This is a genomic window from Pseudomonas sp., assembly GCF_051660785.1.
Taxonomy (GTDB): Bacteria; Pseudomonadota; Gammaproteobacteria; order Pseudomonadales; family Pseudomonadaceae; genus Aquipseudomonas.
Genome location: NZ_JBOFQE010000006.1, coordinates 134,596 through 152,915, shown reverse-complemented (window position 1 = coordinate 152,915; position 18,320 = coordinate 134,596). Strand labels below are relative to the sequence as shown.

General features: G+C 59.2%; 20 protein-coding genes. All 20 read right to left on the bottom strand.

Annotated elements, in window-relative coordinates; translation table 11 throughout:
- Nucleotides 1-80: 80 nt before the first annotated feature.
- The 20 genes from ACRC4F_RS02050 to cysE all read right to left on the bottom strand — a co-directional run bounded on the left by ACRC4F_RS02050 (nt 81) and on the right by cysE (nt 18,320).
- Nucleotides 81-872, bottom strand: coding sequence for an amidohydrolase (locus ACRC4F_RS02050; protein WP_438657855.1), 792 nt, complete (start codon nt 870-872; stop codon nt 81-83).
- Nucleotides 860-2,008, bottom strand: coding sequence for a pyridoxal phosphate-dependent aminotransferase (locus tag ACRC4F_RS02045; protein ID WP_438657854.1), 1,149 nt, complete (start codon nt 2,006-2,008; stop codon nt 860-862). The genes ACRC4F_RS02050 and ACRC4F_RS02045 overlap by 13 nt, the downstream gene beginning before the upstream one ends.
- Nucleotides 2,009-2,300: 292 nt before the next feature.
- Nucleotides 2,301-3,770 carry a ribosome biogenesis GTPase Der gene (der, locus tag ACRC4F_RS02040; RefSeq protein ID WP_438657853.1) on the bottom strand — a complete coding sequence of 490 codons (1,470 nt, stop codon included), beginning with the start codon at nt 3,768-3,770 and terminating at the stop codon, nt 2,301-2,303.
- A 139-nt stretch (nt 3,771-3,909) separates the two neighbouring features.
- Nucleotides 3,910-5,061 carry an outer membrane protein assembly factor BamB gene (gene bamB / locus ACRC4F_RS02035; RefSeq protein WP_438657852.1) on the bottom strand — a complete coding sequence of 384 codons (1,152 nt, stop codon included), beginning with the start codon at nt 5,059-5,061 and terminating at the stop codon, nt 3,910-3,912.
- A complete protein-coding gene (locus ACRC4F_RS02030; RefSeq protein ID WP_438657851.1) occupies nt 5,054-5,695 on the bottom strand; it encodes a tetratricopeptide repeat protein in 642 nt (213 codons plus the stop codon). Before ACRC4F_RS02030 ends, bamB begins: the two co-directional genes overlap by 8 nt.
- Before the next feature lie 42 nt (nt 5,696-5,737).
- On the bottom strand, nt 5,738-7,027 hold the full coding sequence (gene hisS, locus ACRC4F_RS02025) for a histidine--tRNA ligase (protein ID WP_438657850.1): 1,290 nt from the start codon (nt 7,025-7,027) through the stop codon (nt 5,738-5,740).
- A gap of 37 nt (nt 7,028-7,064) precedes the next feature.
- Nucleotides 7,065-8,174: a flavodoxin-dependent (E)-4-hydroxy-3-methylbut-2-enyl-diphosphate synthase gene (ispG, locus tag ACRC4F_RS02020; protein ID WP_008147751.1), complete on the bottom strand. Its 1,110-nt coding sequence runs from the start codon at nt 8,172-8,174 to the stop codon at nt 7,065-7,067.
- A 3-nt stretch (nt 8,175-8,177) separates the two neighbouring features.
- Nucleotides 8,178-9,233, bottom strand: coding sequence for a RodZ domain-containing protein (locus tag ACRC4F_RS02015; protein ID WP_438657849.1), 1,056 nt, complete (start codon nt 9,231-9,233; stop codon nt 8,178-8,180).
- Nucleotides 9,233-9,991, bottom strand: a complete 759-nt coding sequence (gene pilW / locus ACRC4F_RS02010) for a type IV pilus biogenesis/stability protein PilW (protein WP_438657848.1) — start codon at nt 9,989-9,991, stop codon at nt 9,233-9,235. Before pilW ends, ACRC4F_RS02015 begins: the two co-directional genes overlap by 1 nt.
- A 17-nt stretch (nt 9,992-10,008) precedes the next feature.
- A complete protein-coding gene (rlmN, locus tag ACRC4F_RS02005; RefSeq protein WP_438657847.1) occupies nt 10,009-11,151 on the bottom strand; it encodes a 23S rRNA (adenine(2503)-C(2))-methyltransferase RlmN in 1,143 nt (380 codons plus the stop codon).
- Nucleotides 11,152-11,179: 28 nt separating this feature from the next.
- The gene (gene ndk / locus ACRC4F_RS02000) at nt 11,180-11,605 is read right to left on the bottom strand and encodes a nucleoside-diphosphate kinase (protein ID WP_007916882.1); all 426 of its coding nucleotides are present in this window, start codon (nt 11,603-11,605) and stop codon (nt 11,180-11,182) included.
- A 92-nt stretch (nt 11,606-11,697) separates the two neighbouring features.
- Nucleotides 11,698-11,898: a Fe-S cluster assembly protein IscX gene (gene iscX, locus ACRC4F_RS01995; RefSeq protein WP_017340315.1), complete on the bottom strand. Its 201-nt coding sequence runs from the start codon at nt 11,896-11,898 to the stop codon at nt 11,698-11,700.
- A 14-nt stretch (nt 11,899-11,912) separates the two neighbouring features.
- Nucleotides 11,913-12,254 carry an ISC system 2Fe-2S type ferredoxin gene (gene fdx / locus ACRC4F_RS01990; RefSeq protein WP_339553466.1) on the bottom strand — a complete coding sequence of 114 codons (342 nt, stop codon included), beginning with the start codon at nt 12,252-12,254 and terminating at the stop codon, nt 11,913-11,915.
- Between the two features lie 2 nt (nt 12,255-12,256).
- Entirely contained in the window at nt 12,257-14,119 is a 1,863-nt protein-coding gene (gene hscA, locus ACRC4F_RS01985) for a Fe-S protein assembly chaperone HscA (RefSeq protein ID WP_438657846.1), read from the bottom strand.
- Between the two features lie 51 nt (nt 14,120-14,170).
- Complete coding sequence (gene hscB / locus ACRC4F_RS01980) at nt 14,171-14,692, bottom strand: co-chaperone HscB (protein ID WP_219094527.1); 522 nt, start codon at nt 14,690-14,692, stop codon at nt 14,171-14,173.
- An 8-nt stretch (nt 14,693-14,700) separates the two neighbouring features.
- Complete coding sequence (gene iscA, locus ACRC4F_RS01975) at nt 14,701-15,024, bottom strand: iron-sulfur cluster assembly protein IscA (protein ID WP_027922750.1); 324 nt, start codon at nt 15,022-15,024, stop codon at nt 14,701-14,703.
- Nucleotides 15,025-15,052: 28 nt separating this feature from the next.
- A complete protein-coding gene (iscU, locus tag ACRC4F_RS01970) occupies nt 15,053-15,439 on the bottom strand; it encodes a Fe-S cluster assembly scaffold IscU (RefSeq protein ID WP_007929523.1) in 387 nt (128 codons plus the stop codon).
- Nucleotides 15,440-15,523: 84 nt separating this feature from the next.
- A complete protein-coding gene (locus ACRC4F_RS01965; RefSeq protein ID WP_438657845.1) occupies nt 15,524-16,738 on the bottom strand; it encodes an IscS subfamily cysteine desulfurase in 1,215 nt (404 codons plus the stop codon).
- 50 nt (nt 16,739-16,788) lie between these two features.
- The gene (iscR, locus tag ACRC4F_RS01960; protein WP_008042436.1) at nt 16,789-17,280 is read right to left on the bottom strand and encodes a Fe-S cluster assembly transcriptional regulator IscR; all 492 of its coding nucleotides are present in this window, start codon (nt 17,278-17,280) and stop codon (nt 16,789-16,791) included.
- Between the two features lie 263 nt (nt 17,281-17,543).
- Nucleotides 17,544-18,320, bottom strand: a complete 777-nt coding sequence (cysE, locus tag ACRC4F_RS01955; RefSeq protein WP_033061461.1) for a serine O-acetyltransferase — start codon at nt 18,318-18,320, stop codon at nt 17,544-17,546.

The following is an 18,320-nucleotide window of genomic DNA, read 5'->3' as shown; positions in this document are numbered from 1 at the left end:
TGAACATGGTTTTTATGTACACCAGTAATCCTTGTGGGAGCGGGCTTGCCCGCGATGGGGCCCTGTCAGGCTGCCGAGATTCAGGTGAACTCGAACGTATCGGCATCAAGATTCGCCGGGAAGCGCGTGCGGTAGGCTTGCAGATCCGCCGCATTCAGCACGACTTGGAACACGCCATCGGCTTCGCCAGCACTGAGCAACGTCTCACCCTGGAAATCCAGCACCTGGCTATCGCCGGTGTAGGCAAACCCTTTACCGTCTGTGCCGATGCGATTCACCGCGGCCACGTAGCACAGGTTTTCAATCGCCCGCGCCGGCAGCAAACGGTTCCAGTGCTGACGCCGTGCACCCGGCCAGTTGGCGGTGTAGAGCAGCAAGTCGGTGTCGTGTGCATCGCGGCTCCACACCGGGAAACGCAAGTCATAGCAAATCAACGGCCGCACTCGCCAGCCTTTGAGCTCGAACTGCACCTGGCGCTCGCCCGGCGTGTAGTGATTGTGCTCGCCGGCCATGCGGAACAGGTGACGCTTGTCGTAGTGCCAGACTTCACCGTCCGACCGTGCCCACAGCAGTCGATTGCGATGGCTGCCATCGGCGGCCTGGACGATGACGCTGCCGGTAATCACCGCGTCGAGCTTTGCCGCCTGGACGCGCAGCCATTTGCTGGTCGGACCGTTTTCCGATTCGGCGAGGGTTTCCGATTCCATGGAGAAACCGGTGGTGAACATCTCCGGCAGGATAATCAGATCCGCCCCGCGTGCCTGCTCAAGCAATTGCTCGAAATGCTCCAGGTTGGCCTGACGGTCGTGCCAGGCCAGTGTGGTCTGGATCAGCGCGACGTTCAGGTTGGGCAGGTCACTCAAATCACGCATAGTTTTGCCGCTGCTTCACGCAACGTCTCCTCGCGTTTGGCGAAGCACAAGCGCACCAAGCGCTGGCCTTCCGGTGGTGTCTGGTAGAACACCGAGATCGGGATGCTTGCCACGCCATGTTCACGAGTCATCCACAGCGCCATCTCGACGTCATTGAGGTCCGGGCGAATCTGCGAGTAATCGACCAACTGGAAGTAGGTGCCGGTCACCCGCTTGAAGCTGAAACGCGACGGGGTCAGCAGATCGCAGAACAGATCGCGCTTGGCCTGATAGAAATCGGGCAACTCCTCGACGTGTTCAGGGTGCTCGGCCATGAAATCGGCCAGGGCAAATTGCAGCGGGGTCACGCCGCAGAAACTGACGTACTGATGCACCTTGCGCAGCTCGGCGGTAAGCGCCGGCGGGGCAACCACATAGCCGGTTTTCCAGCCAGTCACGTGATAGGTTTTGCCGAAGGAACTGACGACGAAGGCGCGTTGATACAGCTCTTCGTGATTCAACACGCTGACGTGAGGTACGGCGTCGAAAACCAGGTGTTCGTAGACTTCGTCGCTGACGATGTAGATGTCGCGATCGCGAATCAACGCCGCCAATTGATCCAGTTCGGCACGACTGATCAGCGCGCCACTCGGGTTATGCGGGGAGTTGAGAACGATCATCCGGGTGCGCGGCGTAATCGCTTCGGCGAGCTTCTCGAAGTCGATGGCAAAGTCATTCAGACCGAGTTGCACATGCACGCAACGGCCACCCGCCAGCTCAACCGACGGCTCGTAACTGTCGTAGCACGGATCGAACACGATCACTTCGTCGCCGCTGTGGATAACCGCCTGAATCGCGCAGAAGATCGCTTGGGTGGCGCCGGGAGTGACGGTCACTTCATTGTCGGCATCCACATTGACGCCGTAGCTGCGGGCGATTTTCGTCGAAATCTGCTGACGCAACGCCGGCAGGCCGGTCATCGGTGAATATTGGTTGTGGCCACTGGCGATGTGCCGACCGACCGCATCGCACAGGGCTTGCGGGGCATCAAAATCGGGAAAACCCTGGGACAGGTTGATCGCCCCGGTTTGCGCCGCGAGCTGAGACATCTGAGTGAAGATAGTGATGCCGACATTCGGCAGCTTACTGGTGATCATCGGTGATTCCCTGCTCTACACCCGGCTCTAACGGCGGCGCGGGAGAGCCCGAGGATAGCCCATCCGGCGCCCATAAAAAAAGGGCGCCTGCTGGCGCCCTTCTTCTAATGCATTCACCGCAATACCTGTGGCGAGGGAGCTTGCTCCCGCTGGACCGCGTAGCGGTCCCAATATCTGCAACCGAGATCGTTCAGATAGAACGCGTCGGCTGGTTTTGCGACTGCTGCGCAGCCGAGCGGGAGCAAGCTCCCTCGCCACAGAAGCCCCACACACAAAGGTGTGGGGTGGTGAATCAACGCTTGTCGCGGCGCTTTTTGTCGGCTTTCTTGTGGTGCGACATCATGCGACGCTTCTTGTTGACCTGACGGTCGGTGAGCGAGGTCTTGTTGCCTTCGTACGGGTTCTCGCCGCCCTTGAACTCGATACGGATCGGCGTACCGACCAGTTTGAGCACACGACGGTAAGTGTTTTCCAGGTAACGGACGTACGACTTCGGCACTTTCTCGATCTGGTTACCGTGAATCACGATAATCGGCGGGTTAGCACCACCCAAGTGGGCATAACGCAGCTTGATCCGGCGGTTGTTGACCATCGGTGGCGCGTGCTCACCGACCGCATCTTCCAGGATCTGGGTCAGGCGGTTGGTTGGCCAGCGGGTGACCGCGGACTTGAACGAGTTCTGTACGGAAGCGTAGAGGTTGCCCACGCCCGTGCCGTGCAGGGCCGAGATGAAGTGGATGTCGGCGTAGTCGACGAAGAACAGTCGACGTTGCAGCTCGACCTTCACGAAGTCACGCTCGCTCGGCGTCATGCCGTCCCACTTGTTGATCGCGATGACCAGCGCACGACCCGACTCAATGGCAAAGCCCAGCAGGTTAAGGTCGTGGTCCACCACGCCTTCGCGGGCGTCCATCACGAAGATCACCACGTTGGCGTCTTTGATCGCCTGCAGGGTTTTGACCACGGAGAATTTTTCGACTTCTTCGTGGATTTTGCCGCGCTTGCGCACACCGGCGGTGTCGATCAGCGTGTACTTCTCGTCGTTACGCTCAAACGGGATGTAGATACTGTCGCGGGTGGTGCCGGGCTGGTCATACACGATTACCCGGTCTTCACCGAGCATACGGTTGACCAGGGTCGACTTGCCGACGTTCGGACGGCCAATGATGGCGATCTTGATCCCGTCTTTTTCGCTTGGGCCAGGAATGCGCTTGGCTTCCTCGCCTTCGGCAACGATCTCTTCTTCGCCCTCTTCCTGCTCATCCTCGTCTTTCGGGAAGTCGCTCAGGGCGATTTCCAGCATCTGGGTGATGCCACGACCATGAGCGCCTGCGATCGGGATCGCGTGGCCCATGCCCAACGGCGCGAATTCGGCGCGGGCCATTTCCGGGTCGATGTTGTCGACCTTGTTGGCAACCACGTAGGAACGCTTGTTACGTTTGCGCAAATGCTCGGCGATCATCTGGTCGGCGGCGGTGAAACCGGCCTTGGCATCTACCAGGAACAGAACGACATCTGCTTCTTCAATGGCCAGCAGCGACTGCTCGGCCATTTTTTCGTCCATACCGTGCTCGTCACCGGAGATACCGCCGGTGTCGACCAGAATGTAGGAACGCCCTTGCCACTTGGCCTCACCGTATTGGCGATCACGGGTCAGACCGGACAAGTCGCCGACAATGGCGTCGCGAGTCCTGGTCAGGCGGTTGAACAAGGTGGACTTGCCGACGTTCGGTCGGCCCACCAGGGCGATTACGGGAACCATGCGGCTCTCCACTTCGTTAATTCAGAAAATACAAAAGCCGCTGCGAGGCAGCGGCTGGTGCTCGGGGCAGCACTTTTAGGTGCTGCGAACCCCGTGGTTACGGGGCTGCCTGGGGTTAACCCCAAGCATAGTCAAACCTTTACTTAATGGTCAGGGCTTCCAGTTTGCCGCTGTTGCCATACACATAAATCGAGTCGCCCACCACCAGCGGACGGGCACGCAGGCCGTCGCTGTCGATGCGCTCGCGGCCGACGAAACGACCGTCCACCTGACTCAGCAAGTGCAGGTAGCCTTCCATATCACCGACTGCAACATAGCTGGAGAACACTTCCGGAGCCGACAGTTGACGACGGGCCAGCGAATCGTTGCTCCACAAGGCTGTGGTGGAACGTTCGTCGACGCCTTCAACGGTGCCCGAAGACAGGCTCACGTAAACACTGCCGAAACCCTGAGCGACGCCGGCATAGCTGGAAGCATCACGCTGCCAGAGCTGACGACCGCTTTCCAGGTCCAGTGCCGCAACGCGACCCTGGTAGCTGGCGACATACAGCGTACCGCCGGACAGCAACAAGCCGCCGTCGATATCGACCACACGCTCCAGTTCCGAACGACCTTGTGGAATCGCGACCCGTTGTTCCCACACCGGCACGCCGTTGGAAATATCGAGAGCGACCACTTTACCGGTCGACAGGCCAGCCACCGCGAGGCGGTTGGTGACGATCGGAGCGCTGGTGCCGCGCAAGGTCAGGACCGCAGGGGTGCTGTCATACAACCAGCGCTGGTTGCCGGTAGCGGCATCCAGACCGATCAGACGGTCGTCCTGAGTCTGAACAACAACCACGTCACCGTTGTTGGCCGGCGGTGCGAGGACTTCACTGGACACGCGAGCGCGCCATTTCTCTTCACCGTTGATCGAATCCAGGGCAACGATTTCGCCCTTGATGGTACCGAACATGACCAGACCGTAACCCACGCCAACGGCGCCGGAAACAGGCAGTTCAAGGTCCTTCTTCCATTTGACGTCGCCATTGCTGCGATCCAGCGCCATCACCACACCGGTGACGTCGGCGGCATAAATGGTATCGCCTTCGATCGCCGGAACCAGCATGTTGTAGGTTTCGCCCTGACCGTCACCGATCGAACGACTCCACTGCTTTTGCAGAACCACTTCTTCTTTGAAGTCGGTCAACTCGGCCGGTGGCAATTCTTTTTTGCTGTTGCTGCTGCAACCCGCGGCCAAAATGGCCAGAGCCAGCAATGCTGCATGTTTCCAACGAATCACGTCACGCATCCCCTTTGGCCAGGTCGTCCAGCTTGATTTGTAGGCCACCGACCGCCGCTTCATCCGACAGTGCCGCCTTGGCTTTTTGATACGCCGCGTTCGCTTCGTCGGTACGACCCAACTGCACCAGCAGGTCACCCTTGAGCTCTTCGCGAGTGGCCAGGAACGCCTTGTCGGCATCACCTTCGAGCAGCTTCAGGGCGTCTTCGACCTTGTTCTGCGCGGCCAGTACCTGCGCCAGACGCTGACGGGCAATTTCGCCCAGCGCCGGGTTGGCCGGTTTGTCATGAATGGCTTTCAGCTCGCTCGCTGCGTCGTCCAGTTTGCCGCTGTCGACCGCGACTTTCGCCACGAACAGGCTGCCGTACTGCGCATAAGCGCTACCGCCGAACTCGCTGTTGAGCTTGCCGGCCAGCTCCGAAACACGGGCGGCATCAGGCTTGCCGTCAGGCGTCAGCGTAGTTTCCAGCAGTTGCTGATAGAGAATCGAGGCGCCTTGCGACTGATTGCTCTGATACTTGTGAAAGGCCTGCCAGCCGAACACGATAACCAGCGCCAACAGGCCGCCAGTGACCAGGGGCTTGCCGTTGCGTGTCCACCAGTCCTTCAAATCCGCCAGGTTTTCGTCTTCGGTACTCGACACCCCAATACTCCTTAATCGCTAAATCGGCTGTTTATGACAGCTTCAACCCTGCACGACGCAGGTGGCCAGGTGTGCAGCAAGCGCATCCCAGGCAATGCTTTGTTGTTCGCCCTGGCCACGCAGGGGTTTGAAACCTACCACTTGCTGGGCCATTTCGTCGTCACCGAGGATCAGCGCATACAGCGCACCGCTCTTGTCGGCCTTCTTGAACTGGCTTTTAAAGCTGCCGGCGCCGGCATTGACTTGCAGGCGCAGGTTGGGCAATTGATCACGAACCTTCTCACTCAACGTCAGGGCGGCCAGCTCGGCAGCCTCGCCGAAGGCGCAGAGGTAGACGTCGACCTGACGGGAAATCTCTTCCGGGATCTGCTCCAGGGTTTCAAGCAACAGCACCAGGCGCTCGATTCCCATGGCGAAACCAACGCCCGTGGTCGGCTTGCCGCCCATCTGCTCCACCAGACCGTCGTAACGGCCGCCGGCACACACGGTTCCCTGAGCGCCCAGCTTGTCGGTGACCCATTCGAAAACGGTCTTGCTGTAGTAATCCAGCCCGCGAACCAGCTTCGGGTTGATCACGTAAGGAATGCCGGCGGCATCCAGGCGAGCCTTCAGGCCCTCGAAATGCACGCGGGATTCGTCGTCGAGGTAGTCGGCCATTTTCGGCGCGTCGACCAGGATCGCTTGAGTGTCAGCGTTCTTGGTGTCCAGAACGCGCAGCGGGTTGGTCTTCAGACGACGCTGGCTGTCTTCGTCGAGCTTGTCCAGGTGAGCGGACAGGAACTCGACCAGCGCTTCGCGATAGCGACCACGGGATTCGCTGGTGCCCAGGCTGTTGAGTTCGAGCTTGACCGCATCACGGATGCCCAGCTCGCCCCACAGGCGCCAAGTCAGCACGATCAGCTCGGCGTCGATGTCCGGACCGTCGAGGTTGAACACCTCGACACCGATCTGGTGGAACTGGCGATAACGGCCTTTCTGCGGACGTTCGTGACGGAACATCGGGCCGATGTACCAGAGTTTCTGCACCTGGCCGCCGCCGGTGATGCCGTGTTCAAGCACCGCACGCACGCAAGCCGCCGTGCCTTCAGGGCGCAGGGTCAGGGAATCGCCGTTGCGGTCCTCGAAGGTGTACATCTCTTTTTCGACGATGTCGGTCACTTCACCAATGGAGCGCTTGAACAGCTCGGTGAACTCGACGATTGGCATGCGGATCTGCTTGTAACCGTAGTTATCCAGCAAACGCGAGACGGTGCCCTCGAAATGACGCCACAGGGGAGTCTGTTCGGGCAGGATGTCGTTCATGCCACGGATGGCTTGCAGAGACTTGCTCACTTAAAATCCTTAAATTCATTCGGCTCTTTAGTCAGGGTCAGCCGCGCGCGATAACCGCTGCGTCGGCTTCGACCTTTTCGGCCGCTTTCTGGCGGATCAAGCGTTCAAGCTCATCCACCAGATTGTCATTCGTCAGTTTCTGCGACGGCTTGCCGTCGATATAAATCAGGTTTGGCGTGCCGCCGGTCAAGCCGATATGGGCTTCCTTGGCTTCGCCCGGCCCGTTGACCACGCAACCGATGACCGCGACATCCAGCGGCACCAGCAGATCTTCGAGGCGCCCTTCCAGCTCGTTCATGGTCTTGACCACATCGAAGTTCTGCCGCGAGCAGCTCGGGCAGGCGATGAAGTTGATGCCACGGGAACGCAGGTGCAGGGATTTGAGAATGTCGTAGCCGACCTTCACTTCCTCGACCGGGTCGGCCGCCAACGAGATGCGGATAGTATCGCCAATCCCTTCGGCGAGCAGCATACCGAGGCCCACGGCGGATTTCACTGTGCCTGAGCGCAAACCACCGGCTTCGGTGATCCCTAAGTGCAGTGGCTGGACGATTTCCTTGGCCAGCAGGCGGTAGGCGGCGACGGCCATGAACACGTCAGAGGCTTTCACGCTGACCTTGAAGTCCTGGAAGTTCAGGCGTTCGAGGTGCTCGACGTGACGCAAGGCGGACTCGACCAGCGCTGCCGGGGTCGGCTCGCCATATTTCTTTTGCAGGTCTTTTTCCAGGGAACCGGCGTTGACGCCGATGCGGATCGGAATCCCGCGATCACGGGCGGCATCGACCACCGCACGCACGCGGTCTTCGCGACCGATGTTGCCCGGGTTGATCCGCAGGCAGTCAACGCCGAGTTCGGCCACACGCAGCGCAATCTTGTAGTCGAAGTGGATGTCGGCGACCAGTGGAACCTTGACCAGTTTCTTGATCTTGCCGAAGGCTTCCGCGGCGTCCATGTCCGGCACGGAAATGCGCACGATATCGACGCCAGCCGCTTCCAGACGATTGATCTGGGCCACGGTGGCGGCCACGTCATTGGTGTCGCTGTTGGTCATGCTCTGGACAGCGATGGGCGCATCGCCGCCAACAGGCACGTTACCGACCCAGATCTTGCGGGATTCGCGACGTTTGATTGGAGATTCGCCGTGCATGACTTATTGACCCAACTTCAGGCGAGCAGTCTCGCCACTGGTGAACGGAGCGACATCGACCGCCTGCCCGTTGTAGCTGACCTGCGCGCCACGGGCGAAGCCCAGACGTACGGAAAACGGCGGCTTGCCGCTGACGGAAACATTTTCGCCTTTACGCTTGAGACCACTGAGCAGCACCTTGCCGGTGCCATCGGTGACTTGTGTCCAGCAATCGGCGGTGAACTGCAGTTGAACCTGGCCTTGGCCGGCAACCGGAGCCGCCGTTGGAGCAGGGATGGTCGGCGTTACCGAGGCGGATGCCGGCGGAGTCGACACAACCGGAGCCGTCGGGGCCGCAGGCGCAACAACTGGCGCGGTGCTGTGCGTCGGGGCAACGGGCGCCGGGGCCGCCGGAGCGGTGGCATGCGCCGGTGCAGCAGGCGTCGGTGCAGCTGGAGCGGTCGCAGGCGCAGCGGGTTCAGCTTCAGCCGGCGCTTCAGTCGAAGTCTCGGCTTGTGGCAACGCAAGCGCAGTTGTTCCTTCAGCCTGACCTTCCGCGACAGCCTGGTCTTCCGGCTCGTCCAGCGGATGGATCTGGGTGGTGCCATCGGCGCCTTCGACTTCAACGTGTTCCGGGCTGAGGCCGATCAGGTCTTTGGTGCGCAGCGAGGTTTGATCCTGCCACCAGACAAAACCACCGCCAATCACAGCGATCAGCAACAGCAGGCTGACAATGCGCAAAATAGTGTGGGAAACCCGAACCGGTTCTTCGATACGACCCAGGCTGTGGACGCTGCTGCCTTGGGAGTCGGTACCGGTGGATTGGTCGAACTGCTGGACCAGAACGGTCTGGTCCATGCCCAGCAACTTGGCGTACGCACGAATATAACCACGAGCAAACGTGTGCCCTGGCAGCTTGTCGAAAGCGCCGGCTTCCAGATTGCTCAAGGAATTGACGGTGAGGTTGAGCTTGAGGGCCACTTCGGCCAGCGACCAGCCATTGCTTTCGCGGGCCTGGCGCAAAGTCTCACCGGGGTTAACGCGATTCGCTGCTACAACTTCGGGATGCGCCGCTTTCATCATTGCTCCGACAGGTATTGCTGATATTCCGGCGTACCGGGATAGAGTCGTTTTAGTTGCAGGCCAAAACTGGCGGCCTTGTCGCGATCTTCGAACACTTTTGCCAGCCGAACGCCGAGCAATAGACTACGTGCATTTTGCTCGGTGAGCAGGCTAAAACGATCGTAGTACTCACGCGCGGGCACATAATGCCTGTCTTCGAAGGACAACTCAGCCATTTCCAGCAATGCACGCGGTTGTTGGCGGTTCAAACGCAGGGCTTTTTCCAGTTGCTGCTGCGCCAGATCACGCTGGCCCAGCTTCGAAGCGGTCATGCCCAGGTTCTCGAACACCCGCGAACGCTCAGGATACAAGGTATCGGCGGCGGCCTGCTCAAAGCGCTCGTAGGCCTCTTTGTAACGTTTTTCTTCGAAAAGAAAGCTGCCGTAATTGTTCAGGATTCGTGCATCGTTGGGACGTGAAGACAGCGCCTTGCGAAAGTGCTGGTCTGCCAGTTCAGGCTCCATTTCCGCCTGAAACACCAGCCCGAGCGCCGCATTGGCATCCGGATCCGAGTCATCCAGATCCAGCGCTTTCTTCAACGGCACTTTTGCCCGTTCGGTCATGCCTTGCTGCAAGTACCCCAAGCCCAGTTGCACGTAGGCCGTACGCGCTTCATCGCGCCCTTTGCTGGTCTTCATCGGGTTGAAATCGCCCGACAGGACGCAACCAGCACACAGGCTGGCCAATAGCAAAAGCAGCGCAAAGCGCAGGGACATAGAGATCCTCTCTTGATTTATTTCGCGGCGTTTTGCGCCAAATCGTTCTCGGCGCTCAATTCGCGCACGGCGATATAACGTTCGCTGCGACGGGTGCGATCCAGCACCTGCCCTACCAATTGGCCACACGCGGCATCGATGTCTTCACCGCGGGTGGTGCGTACGGTGACATTGAAGCCGGCATGGTGAAGCTGATCCTGGAACCGGCGAATCGCGTTGTTGCTCGGGCGCTCGTAACCGGAATGCGGGAACGGGTTGAACGGAATCAGGTTGATCTTGCACGGGATGTTCTTAAGCAGCTCGATCATCTCGACGGCATGCTCGACCTTGTCGTTGATATCTTTCAACAAGGTGTACTCGATGGTCAGCACGCGTTTTTCGCCCAGGGACGACATGTAGCGCTGGCACGACTCGAGCAGCATCTTAAGCGGATATTTCTTGTTGATCGGCACCAATTGGTTACGCAATGCGTCGTTTGGTGCGTGCAGCGACAACGCCAGGGAGACGTCGATGTGCTTGGACAGCTCATCGATCATCGGCACCACGCCCGATGTGGACAGGGTCACGCGGCGCTTGGAAATCCCGTAGCCCAGGTCATCCATCATCAGATGCATGGCGGCCACGACGTTGTCGAAGTTCAGCAGCGGCTCACCCATGCCCATCATCACCACGTTGGTGATGGCACGGTCGGCGGTCGCCGGGATGCTGCCGAACGATTTATTGGCAATCCACACCTGGCCGATGACTTCGGCGGCGGTGAGGTTGCTGTTGAAACCTTGCTTGCCGGTGGAGCAGAAACTGCAATCCAGGGCACAGCCTGCCTGGGACGAAACGCACAGAGTGCCGCGTTTGCCCTGGGGAATGTAGACGGTCTCGACGCAGCTGCCGGACGCCACGCGCACCACCCACTTACGGGTGCCGTCGGTGGAAATGTCCTCGCTGACCACTTCAGGACCGCGAACTTCGGCAATTGCCTTGAGCTTGTCGCGCAAGGCCTTGCTGACATTCGTCATGGCGTCGAAATCATCGACGCCAAGGTGGTGAATCCATTTCATTACCTGACCGGCACGGAAACGCTTCTCCCCGATTGAGTCGAAGAATTTTTCCATTTCCTGTTGAGTCAGACCCAGCAGGTTGGTTTTTACAGTCGATGTAGTCATGGATTCACCTTCACTCTTAAGCCAATGCTTAGCGAGTGGTTACTTCAGTAGCTGCGAAGAAGTACGAGATTTCGCGAGCAGCAGCGGCTTCGGAGTCCGAACCGTGTACAGCGTTGGCGTCGATCGAGTCAGCGAAGTCAGCACGGATGGTGCCGGCAGCAGCTTCTTTAGGGTTGGTAGCGCCCATCAGCTCACGGTTCAGAGCGATAGCGTTTTCGCCTTCCAGAACCTGAACGACAACCGGACCGGAGATCATGAAAGCAACCAGATCGCCGAAGAAACCACGAGCGCTGTGCTCAGCGTAGAAGCCTTCAGCTTCGGCTTTGGACAGTTGCTTCAGTTTCGAAGCTACAACGCGCAGGCCTGCTTTTTCGAAACGAGTGGTGATCTCGCCGATGACGTTTTTTGCAACAGCGTCAGGCTTGATGATGGAGAAAGTACGTTGAACAGCCATGGTGTAACTCCAGAAACGGTAATTTGCGAAAAATTAAACCCGCGAATTATACGCGGGTTCTTTGGTATTGCCTAACTGCGTACGGCGCAGACTCAGTCTGCTTCTTCGATCCAGGCGGCCTGAATGGCTTCAAGCACCTTCTCGCCACCGCGGGTCGGATCATCACTGAACTCCGGCAATGCCAGCACCCATTTGTGCAGATCGACGAAGTTCACGTAACGCGGGTCCACTTCCGGCTTGGATTCAGCCAGTTGGATCGCGATTTCCAGCACATCAACCCATTTCAGACTCATGACGCTTCCTTGAATCAGTGCGGCGCTTCGGCCGCATGGTTGAGCGAATATTTCGGAATTTCGACGGTCAGGTCTTCGGTGCCGACCTTGGCCTGACAGCCTAGGCGGGAAACTGGCTCCAGCCCCCAGGCTCGATCAAGATAGTCCTCTTCCAGCTCGTCAGCCTCTTCCAGCGAGTCAAAGCCCTCGCGAATCAGGCAGTGACAAGTGGTGCAGGCGCAGACGCCGCCGCAGGCGCTTTCCATCTCGATATGGTGTTCGTGGGCCAGCTCGAGGATGGACGTACCGGTCTCAGCCTCCACGACCATGCCGTCCGGGCAAAACTTCTCATGTGGCAGAAAAATGACCTGCGGCATCGTTATTCCTCAATCTCATTCAGGTTGCGCCCCGCCAGCGCGGCTTTCACCGTCGAATCCAGGCGGCGGGCAGCAAATGCATCGGTCACTTGCGACAGACGCTTGGTCTGCTGCTCGATGGCGAAACCATCAGTGCCTTTCATCAGTTCGGTCAGTTCCTGCATCTGCAGCTCGATGACCATGCGCTCTTCGGCGTCGAGCAAGCGCTCACCGTCGACATCGAGGGCGGCCTGCACCGCTTCGATCAGGCGCTGGGCATCGACCTGCTGCTCACGCAGTACACGGGCAACTTTGTCGTCGTTGGCGTGCTGGAACGATTCCTTGAGCATCTTGGCGATTTCGCCGTCGGTCAGGCCGTAGGACGGCTTGACCTGAATGCTGGCCTCGACACCCGAACCCAACTCGCGAGCAGAAACACTGAGCAGACCGTCGGCATCGACCTGGAAGGTCACGCGAATTTTCGCGGCACCGGCGACCATTGCCGGAATGCCGCGCAATTCGAAGCGTGCCAGGGAACGGCAGTCGCTGATCAGCTCGCGCTCGCCCTGCAACACATGAATCGCCATGGCCGACTGGCCATCTTTGTAAGTGGTGAAGTCCTGGGCGCGGGCAACGGGGATCGTGGTGTTGCGCGGAATCACCTTCTCCATCAAGCCGCCCATGGTTTCCAGCCCCAGGGACAACGGGATGACGTCGAGCAAGAGCAATTCGCCGCCATCGCGCTTGTTGCCAGCCAACGTATCGGCCTGGATCGCAGCACCAATGGCCACCACTTGATCCGGATCAATTTCAGTCAGCGGTTGGCGACCAAAGGCTTCAGCGACGGCTTCGCGAACGCGAGGCACGCGAGTCGAGCCGCCGACCATGACCACGGCGTGCACTTCGTCCAGCTCGATGCCGGAATCACGCACCGCACGGCGGCAGGCTTTAAGGCTGCGGGCAACCATTGGCTCGATCAGCGCATCAAAAGCTTCGCGGGTCAATTGCGCTTTCCAGTCACCGTAAGCGACTTCAACGGACGAGGTATTGGTCAGGGCTTCTTTGGCTGCACAAGCGGTTTGCAGCAGATGGCGTTGCGCACCCGGATCGAGGTCGGCGGACAGACCGGCGCTCTCGATGATCCAGCCCGCGATGGCGTGGTCGAAGTCATCGCCGCCCAGCGCGCTGTCGCCGCCGGTAGCCAAAACCTCAAACACACCGCCAGTCAGGCGCAGGATCGAAATATCGAAGGTACCGCCGCCCAGATCATAAATCGCGACCAGGCCTTCGGCATGCTGATCCAGACCGTAAGCCACAGCGGCAGCGGTCGGCTCATTGAGCAACCGCAGCACGTTCAGACCGGCCAGCTTGGCCGCGTCCTTGGTCGCTTGACGCTGAGCATCGTCGAAATAGGCCGGAACGGTGATCACCGCACCCACCAGTTCGCCGCCCAATGCTTCTTCAGCACGCTGACGCAGCACTTTCAGGATATCGGCAGAGACTTCGACCGGGCTTTTCGGACCCTGAATCGTGTCGATGAACGGCATGTGCGACTCGCCGCCGACGAAGCGGTACGGCAGTTGGTCGCCCAATTGCTTGACGTCGGACAGACCACGACCCATCAAGCGCTTGACCGACAGCACGGTATTCAAAGGATCGGTAGCGGCCGCCAGCTTGGCCGATTCGCCAACTTCGACGCGATCGGCGTGGTAGCGCACGGCAGAAGGCAGGATGACCTGCCCGTCAGCGTCGGCCAGAGGCTCGGAAAGACCACTGCGCAATGCAGCGACCAGCGAATTGGTAGTGCCCAAGTCGATCCCCACAGCCAGACGACGCTGGTGCGGTTGAGGACTTTGGCCGGGTTCGGCGATCTGCAGTAGGGCCATCGTTATCAGGACTTATCTGTATATCAGGCGTGCGACCGGAGCGGCACTGGGTTAATCGTCGAGGCGCTCTTCTAACTGGCGCACTTCGTAGGTGAGCTTGTCGAGGAACTGCATGCGCCGCATCAGGCGTTCGGCCTGCTCACGTTGCGCTGCATCATCCCAACAGGCTGCGAAGCTTTCGTTCAGTTCATCCTGAGCCGTCTTCAAGCGACGCTTGAACACTGCAACACCCGCCAGGTCGGCGCTGTCTTGCAGGTCTTCGAGCTCTTCACGCAATTCCATCTGCTGCAGAAGAAACTCCGGATCATGCACCGTGACCTCCAGCGGCAGCTCGCGACCACCCATGGCGAGCAAGTATCGCGCGCGCTTCGGGGGACTTTTGAGCGTCTGGTAGGCCTCGTTGAGGCTCGCGGATTGCTCTAGCGCCAGCCGTTGCTCACGCTCGGAAGCGTCTGCAAAGCGGTCCGGATGAACACCGCGCGCCAACTCACGATAGCGCGTGGCCAACTGATCGAGATCCAGACGGAAGCTCGGCTGCAGTTCAAATAAAGCGAAATGACAAGGAGTACCCACGAGCAGCCTCAGATGTTGAAGCTTTCGCCGCAGCCACATTCACCGCGTACGTTGGGGTTGTTGAACTTGAAGCCTTCGTTCAACCCTTCCTTGACGAAATCGAGTTCGGTGCCGTCCAGGTAGGCCAGGCTTTTCGGGTCGATGATCACTTTCTCGCCGTGACTTTCGAACACCTGATCTTCCTCAACCACCTCGTCGACAAACTCCAGCACGTAGGCAAGGCCAGAACAGCCCGTGGTGCGAACACCCAGACGAATCCCCTCACCTTTGCCGCGCCCGTCAAGGGAGCGTCGCACGTGTCGAGCAGCCGCTTCTGTCATGCTGATAGCCATCGTTGACTCCTTACTCGTCGCTTAATGCTTAGATCAAGCCTTTCTTCTGCTTGTAGTCGCGAACGGCCGCTTTGATAGCGTCTTCAGCAAGTACGGAGCAGTGAATTTTGACTGGCGGCAGGGCCAGTTCTTCGGCCAGCTGAGTGTTCTTGATGGTCTCTGCTTCATCCAGAGTCTTGCCTTTCATCCACTCGGTCGCCAGGGAGCTGGAGGCGATTGCCGAACCGCAACCATAGGTCTTGAACTTGGCGTCTTCGATGATGCCTTGCTCGTTGACCTTGATCTGCAGACGCATCACGTCGCCGCACGCCGGAGCGCCGACCATGCCGGTGCCGACATCAGGGTCTTCCGCGTTCATCTTGCCGACGTTGCGCGGGTTTTCGTAGTGGTCGATGACCTTTTCGCTGTAAGCCATGATTCTCAATCCTCACTCATCAGAGAGTCGCTCTTGAGCCCTGCGAACCGAAATCCTGCAGGGCCGGTTTGCGGCGACTTGAAATCAGTGTGCCGCCCACTCGATTTTCGAAATGTCGACACCGTCTTTGTACATGTCCCACAGCGGCGACAAGGTGCGCAGCTTGGTAACGGCCTCGCAGACTTTCTGCGCGGCGTAGTCGATTTCTTCTTCGGTGGTGAAACGGCCGAAGGTGAAGCGAATCGAGCTGTGTGCCAGTTCGTCGTTGCGGCCCAGGGCGCGCAGTACGTACGAAGGCTCAAGGGAAGCCGAGGTGCAGGCCGAACCGGACGAAACCGCCAGATCCTTGAGTGCCATGATCAGCGACTCGCCTTCAACGTAGTTGAAGCTCAGGTTCAGGTTGTGCGGTACGCGGGCGGTCATGCTGCCGTTGATGTACAGCTCTTCCAGTCCTTCGACCTGCTTGAAGAAACGGTCGCTCAGGGCTTTGATGCGAATGTTCTCGGCCGCCATGTCTTCCTTGGCTACGCGGAACGCTTCACCCATGCCGACGATCTGGTGGGTCGCCAGGGTGCCGGAACGCATGCCACGTTCGTGACCGCCGCCGTGCATGGTCGCTTCGATGCGAACACGCGGCTTGCGGCTGACGTACAGTGCGCCGATGCCTTTAGGGCCGTAGGTTTTGTGAGCGGAGAACGACATCAGGTCGACTTTCAGCTTCGACAGATCGATCTCGACCTTGCCGGTGGACTGAGCGGCATCGACGTGGAACAGAATGCCCTTGGAACGGGTCAGTTCGCCGATGGCTTCGATGTCGTTGATGGTGCCGATTTCGTTGTTCACGTGCATGACCGAGACCAGGATGGTGTCGTCGCGCAGGGCGGCTTCGATCATCGCCGGGGTCACCAGACCATCGGTCTGAGGCTCGAGGTAGGTCACTTCGAAACCTTCACGCTCCAGTTGGCGCATGGTGTCGAGGACAGCCTTGTGCTCAATCTTGGTGGTGATCAGGTGTTTGCCTTTAGTGGCGTAGAAATGCGCCGCACCCTTGATTGCCAGGTTGTCGGACTCGGTGGCACCGGAGGTCCAGACGATTTCACGCGGATCGGCGTTGACCAGGTCAGCGACCTGACGACGAGCGTTTTCGACGGACTCTTCAGCTTTCCAGCCGAACACGTGGGAACGGGACGCCGGGTTACCGAAGTTTCCGTCGACCAGCAGGCATTCACTCATTTTTTGCGCAACACGCGGATCAACCGGGGTGGTCGCAGAGTAATCAAGGTAAATCGGCAATTTCATGGACTATCTCCTAAATCAGGCTGGCTGGCGTGCCGCTAGCTCTTTGGCTGTCATTCGACGGCGGACGCTTCAATCTTGTCCAGGCGTGGCGTCTTGCTGTTGCAACGACGCTGGTCCTGACGCTGGGCTACTTCTTGTACCTCACGGCGAGTGACAAGATCAGCCAAGCTGATACCGCTCAGAAATTCGTGAATCTGCAGGCTCAGATCGCACCACAAGTGGTGGGTCAGGCAAGTGTCGCCTTGATGGCAATCACCTTGGCCCTGGCATTTGGTCGCATCGACCGATTCGTTCACCGCATCGATCACCTGGGCGACCTGGATGCCCTGCATGTCGCGGGACAGTTGGTAGCCGCCGCCCGGACCACGAACGCTGGAGACCAGATTGCTGCGGCGCAATTTGGCGAAAAGCTGTTCGAGGTAGGACAGGGAGATGCCTTGGCGCTCGGAGATATCGGCCAGGGACACCGGCCCGTGCTGCGCGTGCAACGCCAGGTCAAGCATGGCGGTTACGGCGTATCGGCCTTTTGTAGTCAGTCGCATGGACAATTACCACGGAGTTCGGAATGGGGCGAGTATGCAATTCCCGAGTATTTAAGTCAACTATAAGACCTAGTACTTTAGTCAGGATTACCCGCAAAAGAGCGGCCGCATCATAGCAAAGGCTGGCCCGTTACAGCCAGCAATTGCGCGTTATCGTTCATCGCGGGCAAGCCCGCTCCCACAGGGGCCTTTGCCTGCCTCGATGGCGTGCATGGCGCAATTCATGTGGGGGCGGGCTTGTCCGCGATTGAAGTCGACTCGGTTTAGCTGGCCTGGCTCTGATCCTTGTCCTTCACACAGGCGAAGTCTTCTTCGCGCAGCTCAGGCAGATCTTTCGCACAGTAATTACTGCCCAGGTCCTTCAACGCCCCGCACATCCCCTCCAGACGACCATCGACCGCCTGCAGATGGTCAAGCAACTGGTTAATGGCGCGAGCCACCGGGTCCGGCATGTCTTCACCAACACCGTAAGCATCGAAACCGATCTTCTCGGCCATGGCCTTGCGCTTGGCATCCTGCTCTTCATCGGATTTGACGATGATCCGCCCCGGAATCCCGACAACCGTCGCGCCGGCAGGCACAGCCTTGGTGACGACGGCGTTGGAACCGACCTTGGCACCTGCGCCAACCGTGAAAGGACCAAGCACTTTGGCGCCCGCCCCCACTACCACGCCATCTTCCAGCGTCGGATGACGCTTGCCCTTGTTCCAGCTGGTGCCGCCAAGGGTCACGCCCTGATAAAGGGTGACGTCGTTGCCGATCTCGGCGGTCTCACCGATGACGATGCCCATGCCATGGTCAATAAAGAAACGACGACCGACCTTGGCGCCCGGATGGATCTCGATCCCGGTCAGCCAGCGACCAAAGTTCGACACCAGCCGCGCCAGCCACTTCCAGCCCATGCCCCACAAGGCCGATGACAGGCGATGGATCCAGATGGCGTGCATGCCCGGGTAGCAGGTCAAAACTTCAAAGGCGTTGCGCGCAGCCGGGTCACGATGGAAAACACTCTGGATATCTTCACGCAAACGCTCGAACAT

What these genes read in the sequence shown, in the direction of transcription:
- ACRC4F_RS02050 (WP_438657855.1), bottom strand. Translation starts at nt 872, where the DNA reads ATGCGTGATTTGAGTGACCTGCCCAACCTGAACGTCGCGCTGATCCAG.
- ACRC4F_RS02045 (WP_438657854.1), bottom strand. Translation starts at nt 2,008, where the DNA reads ATGATCACCAGTAAGCTGCCGAATGTCGGCATCACTATCTTCACTCAG.
- der (WP_438657853.1), bottom strand. Translation starts at nt 3,770, where the DNA reads ATGGTTCCCGTAATCGCCCTGGTGGGCCGACCGAACGTCGGCAAGTCC.
- bamB (WP_438657852.1), bottom strand. Translation starts at nt 5,061, where the DNA reads ATGCGTGACGTGATTCGTTGGAAACATGCAGCATTGCTGGCTCTGGCC.
- ispG (WP_008147751.1), bottom strand. Translation starts at nt 8,174, where the DNA reads ATGCACGGCGAATCTCCAATCAAACGTCGCGAATCCCGCAAGATCTGG.
- ACRC4F_RS02015 (WP_438657849.1), bottom strand. Translation starts at nt 9,233, where the DNA reads ATGAAAGCGGCGCATCCCGAAGTTGTAGCAGCGAATCGCGTTAACCCC.
- pilW (WP_438657848.1), bottom strand. Translation starts at nt 9,991, where the DNA reads ATGTCCCTGCGCTTTGCGCTGCTTTTGCTATTGGCCAGCCTGTGTGCT.
- rlmN (WP_438657847.1), bottom strand. Translation starts at nt 11,151, where the DNA reads ATGACTACATCGACTGTAAAAACCAACCTGCTGGGTCTGACTCAACAG.
- ndk (WP_007916882.1), bottom strand. Translation starts at nt 11,605, where the DNA reads ATGGCTGTTCAACGTACTTTCTCCATCATCAAGCCTGACGCTGTTGCA.
- iscX (WP_017340315.1), bottom strand. Translation starts at nt 11,898, where the DNA reads ATGAGTCTGAAATGGGTTGATGTGCTGGAAATCGCGATCCAACTGGCT.
- fdx (WP_339553466.1), bottom strand. Translation starts at nt 12,254, where the DNA reads ATGCCGCAGGTCATTTTTCTGCCACATGAGAAGTTTTGCCCGGACGGC.
- hscA (WP_438657846.1), bottom strand. Translation starts at nt 14,119, where the DNA reads ATGGCCCTACTGCAGATCGCCGAACCCGGCCAAAGTCCTCAACCGCAC.
- iscA (WP_027922750.1), bottom strand. Translation starts at nt 15,024, where the DNA reads ATGGCTATCAGCATGACAGAAGCGGCTGCTCGACACGTGCGACGCTCC.
- iscU (WP_007929523.1), bottom strand. Translation starts at nt 15,439, where the DNA reads ATGGCTTACAGCGAAAAGGTCATCGACCACTACGAAAACCCGCGCAAC.
- ACRC4F_RS01965 (WP_438657845.1), bottom strand. Translation starts at nt 16,738, where the DNA reads ATGAAATTGCCGATTTACCTTGATTACTCTGCGACCACCCCGGTTGAT.
- iscR (WP_008042436.1), bottom strand. Translation starts at nt 17,280, where the DNA reads ATGCGACTGACTACAAAAGGCCGATACGCCGTAACCGCCATGCTTGAC.
- cysE (WP_033061461.1), bottom strand. Translation starts at nt 18,320, where the DNA reads ATGTTCGAGCGTTTGCGTGAAGATATCCAGAGTGTTTTCCATCGTGAC.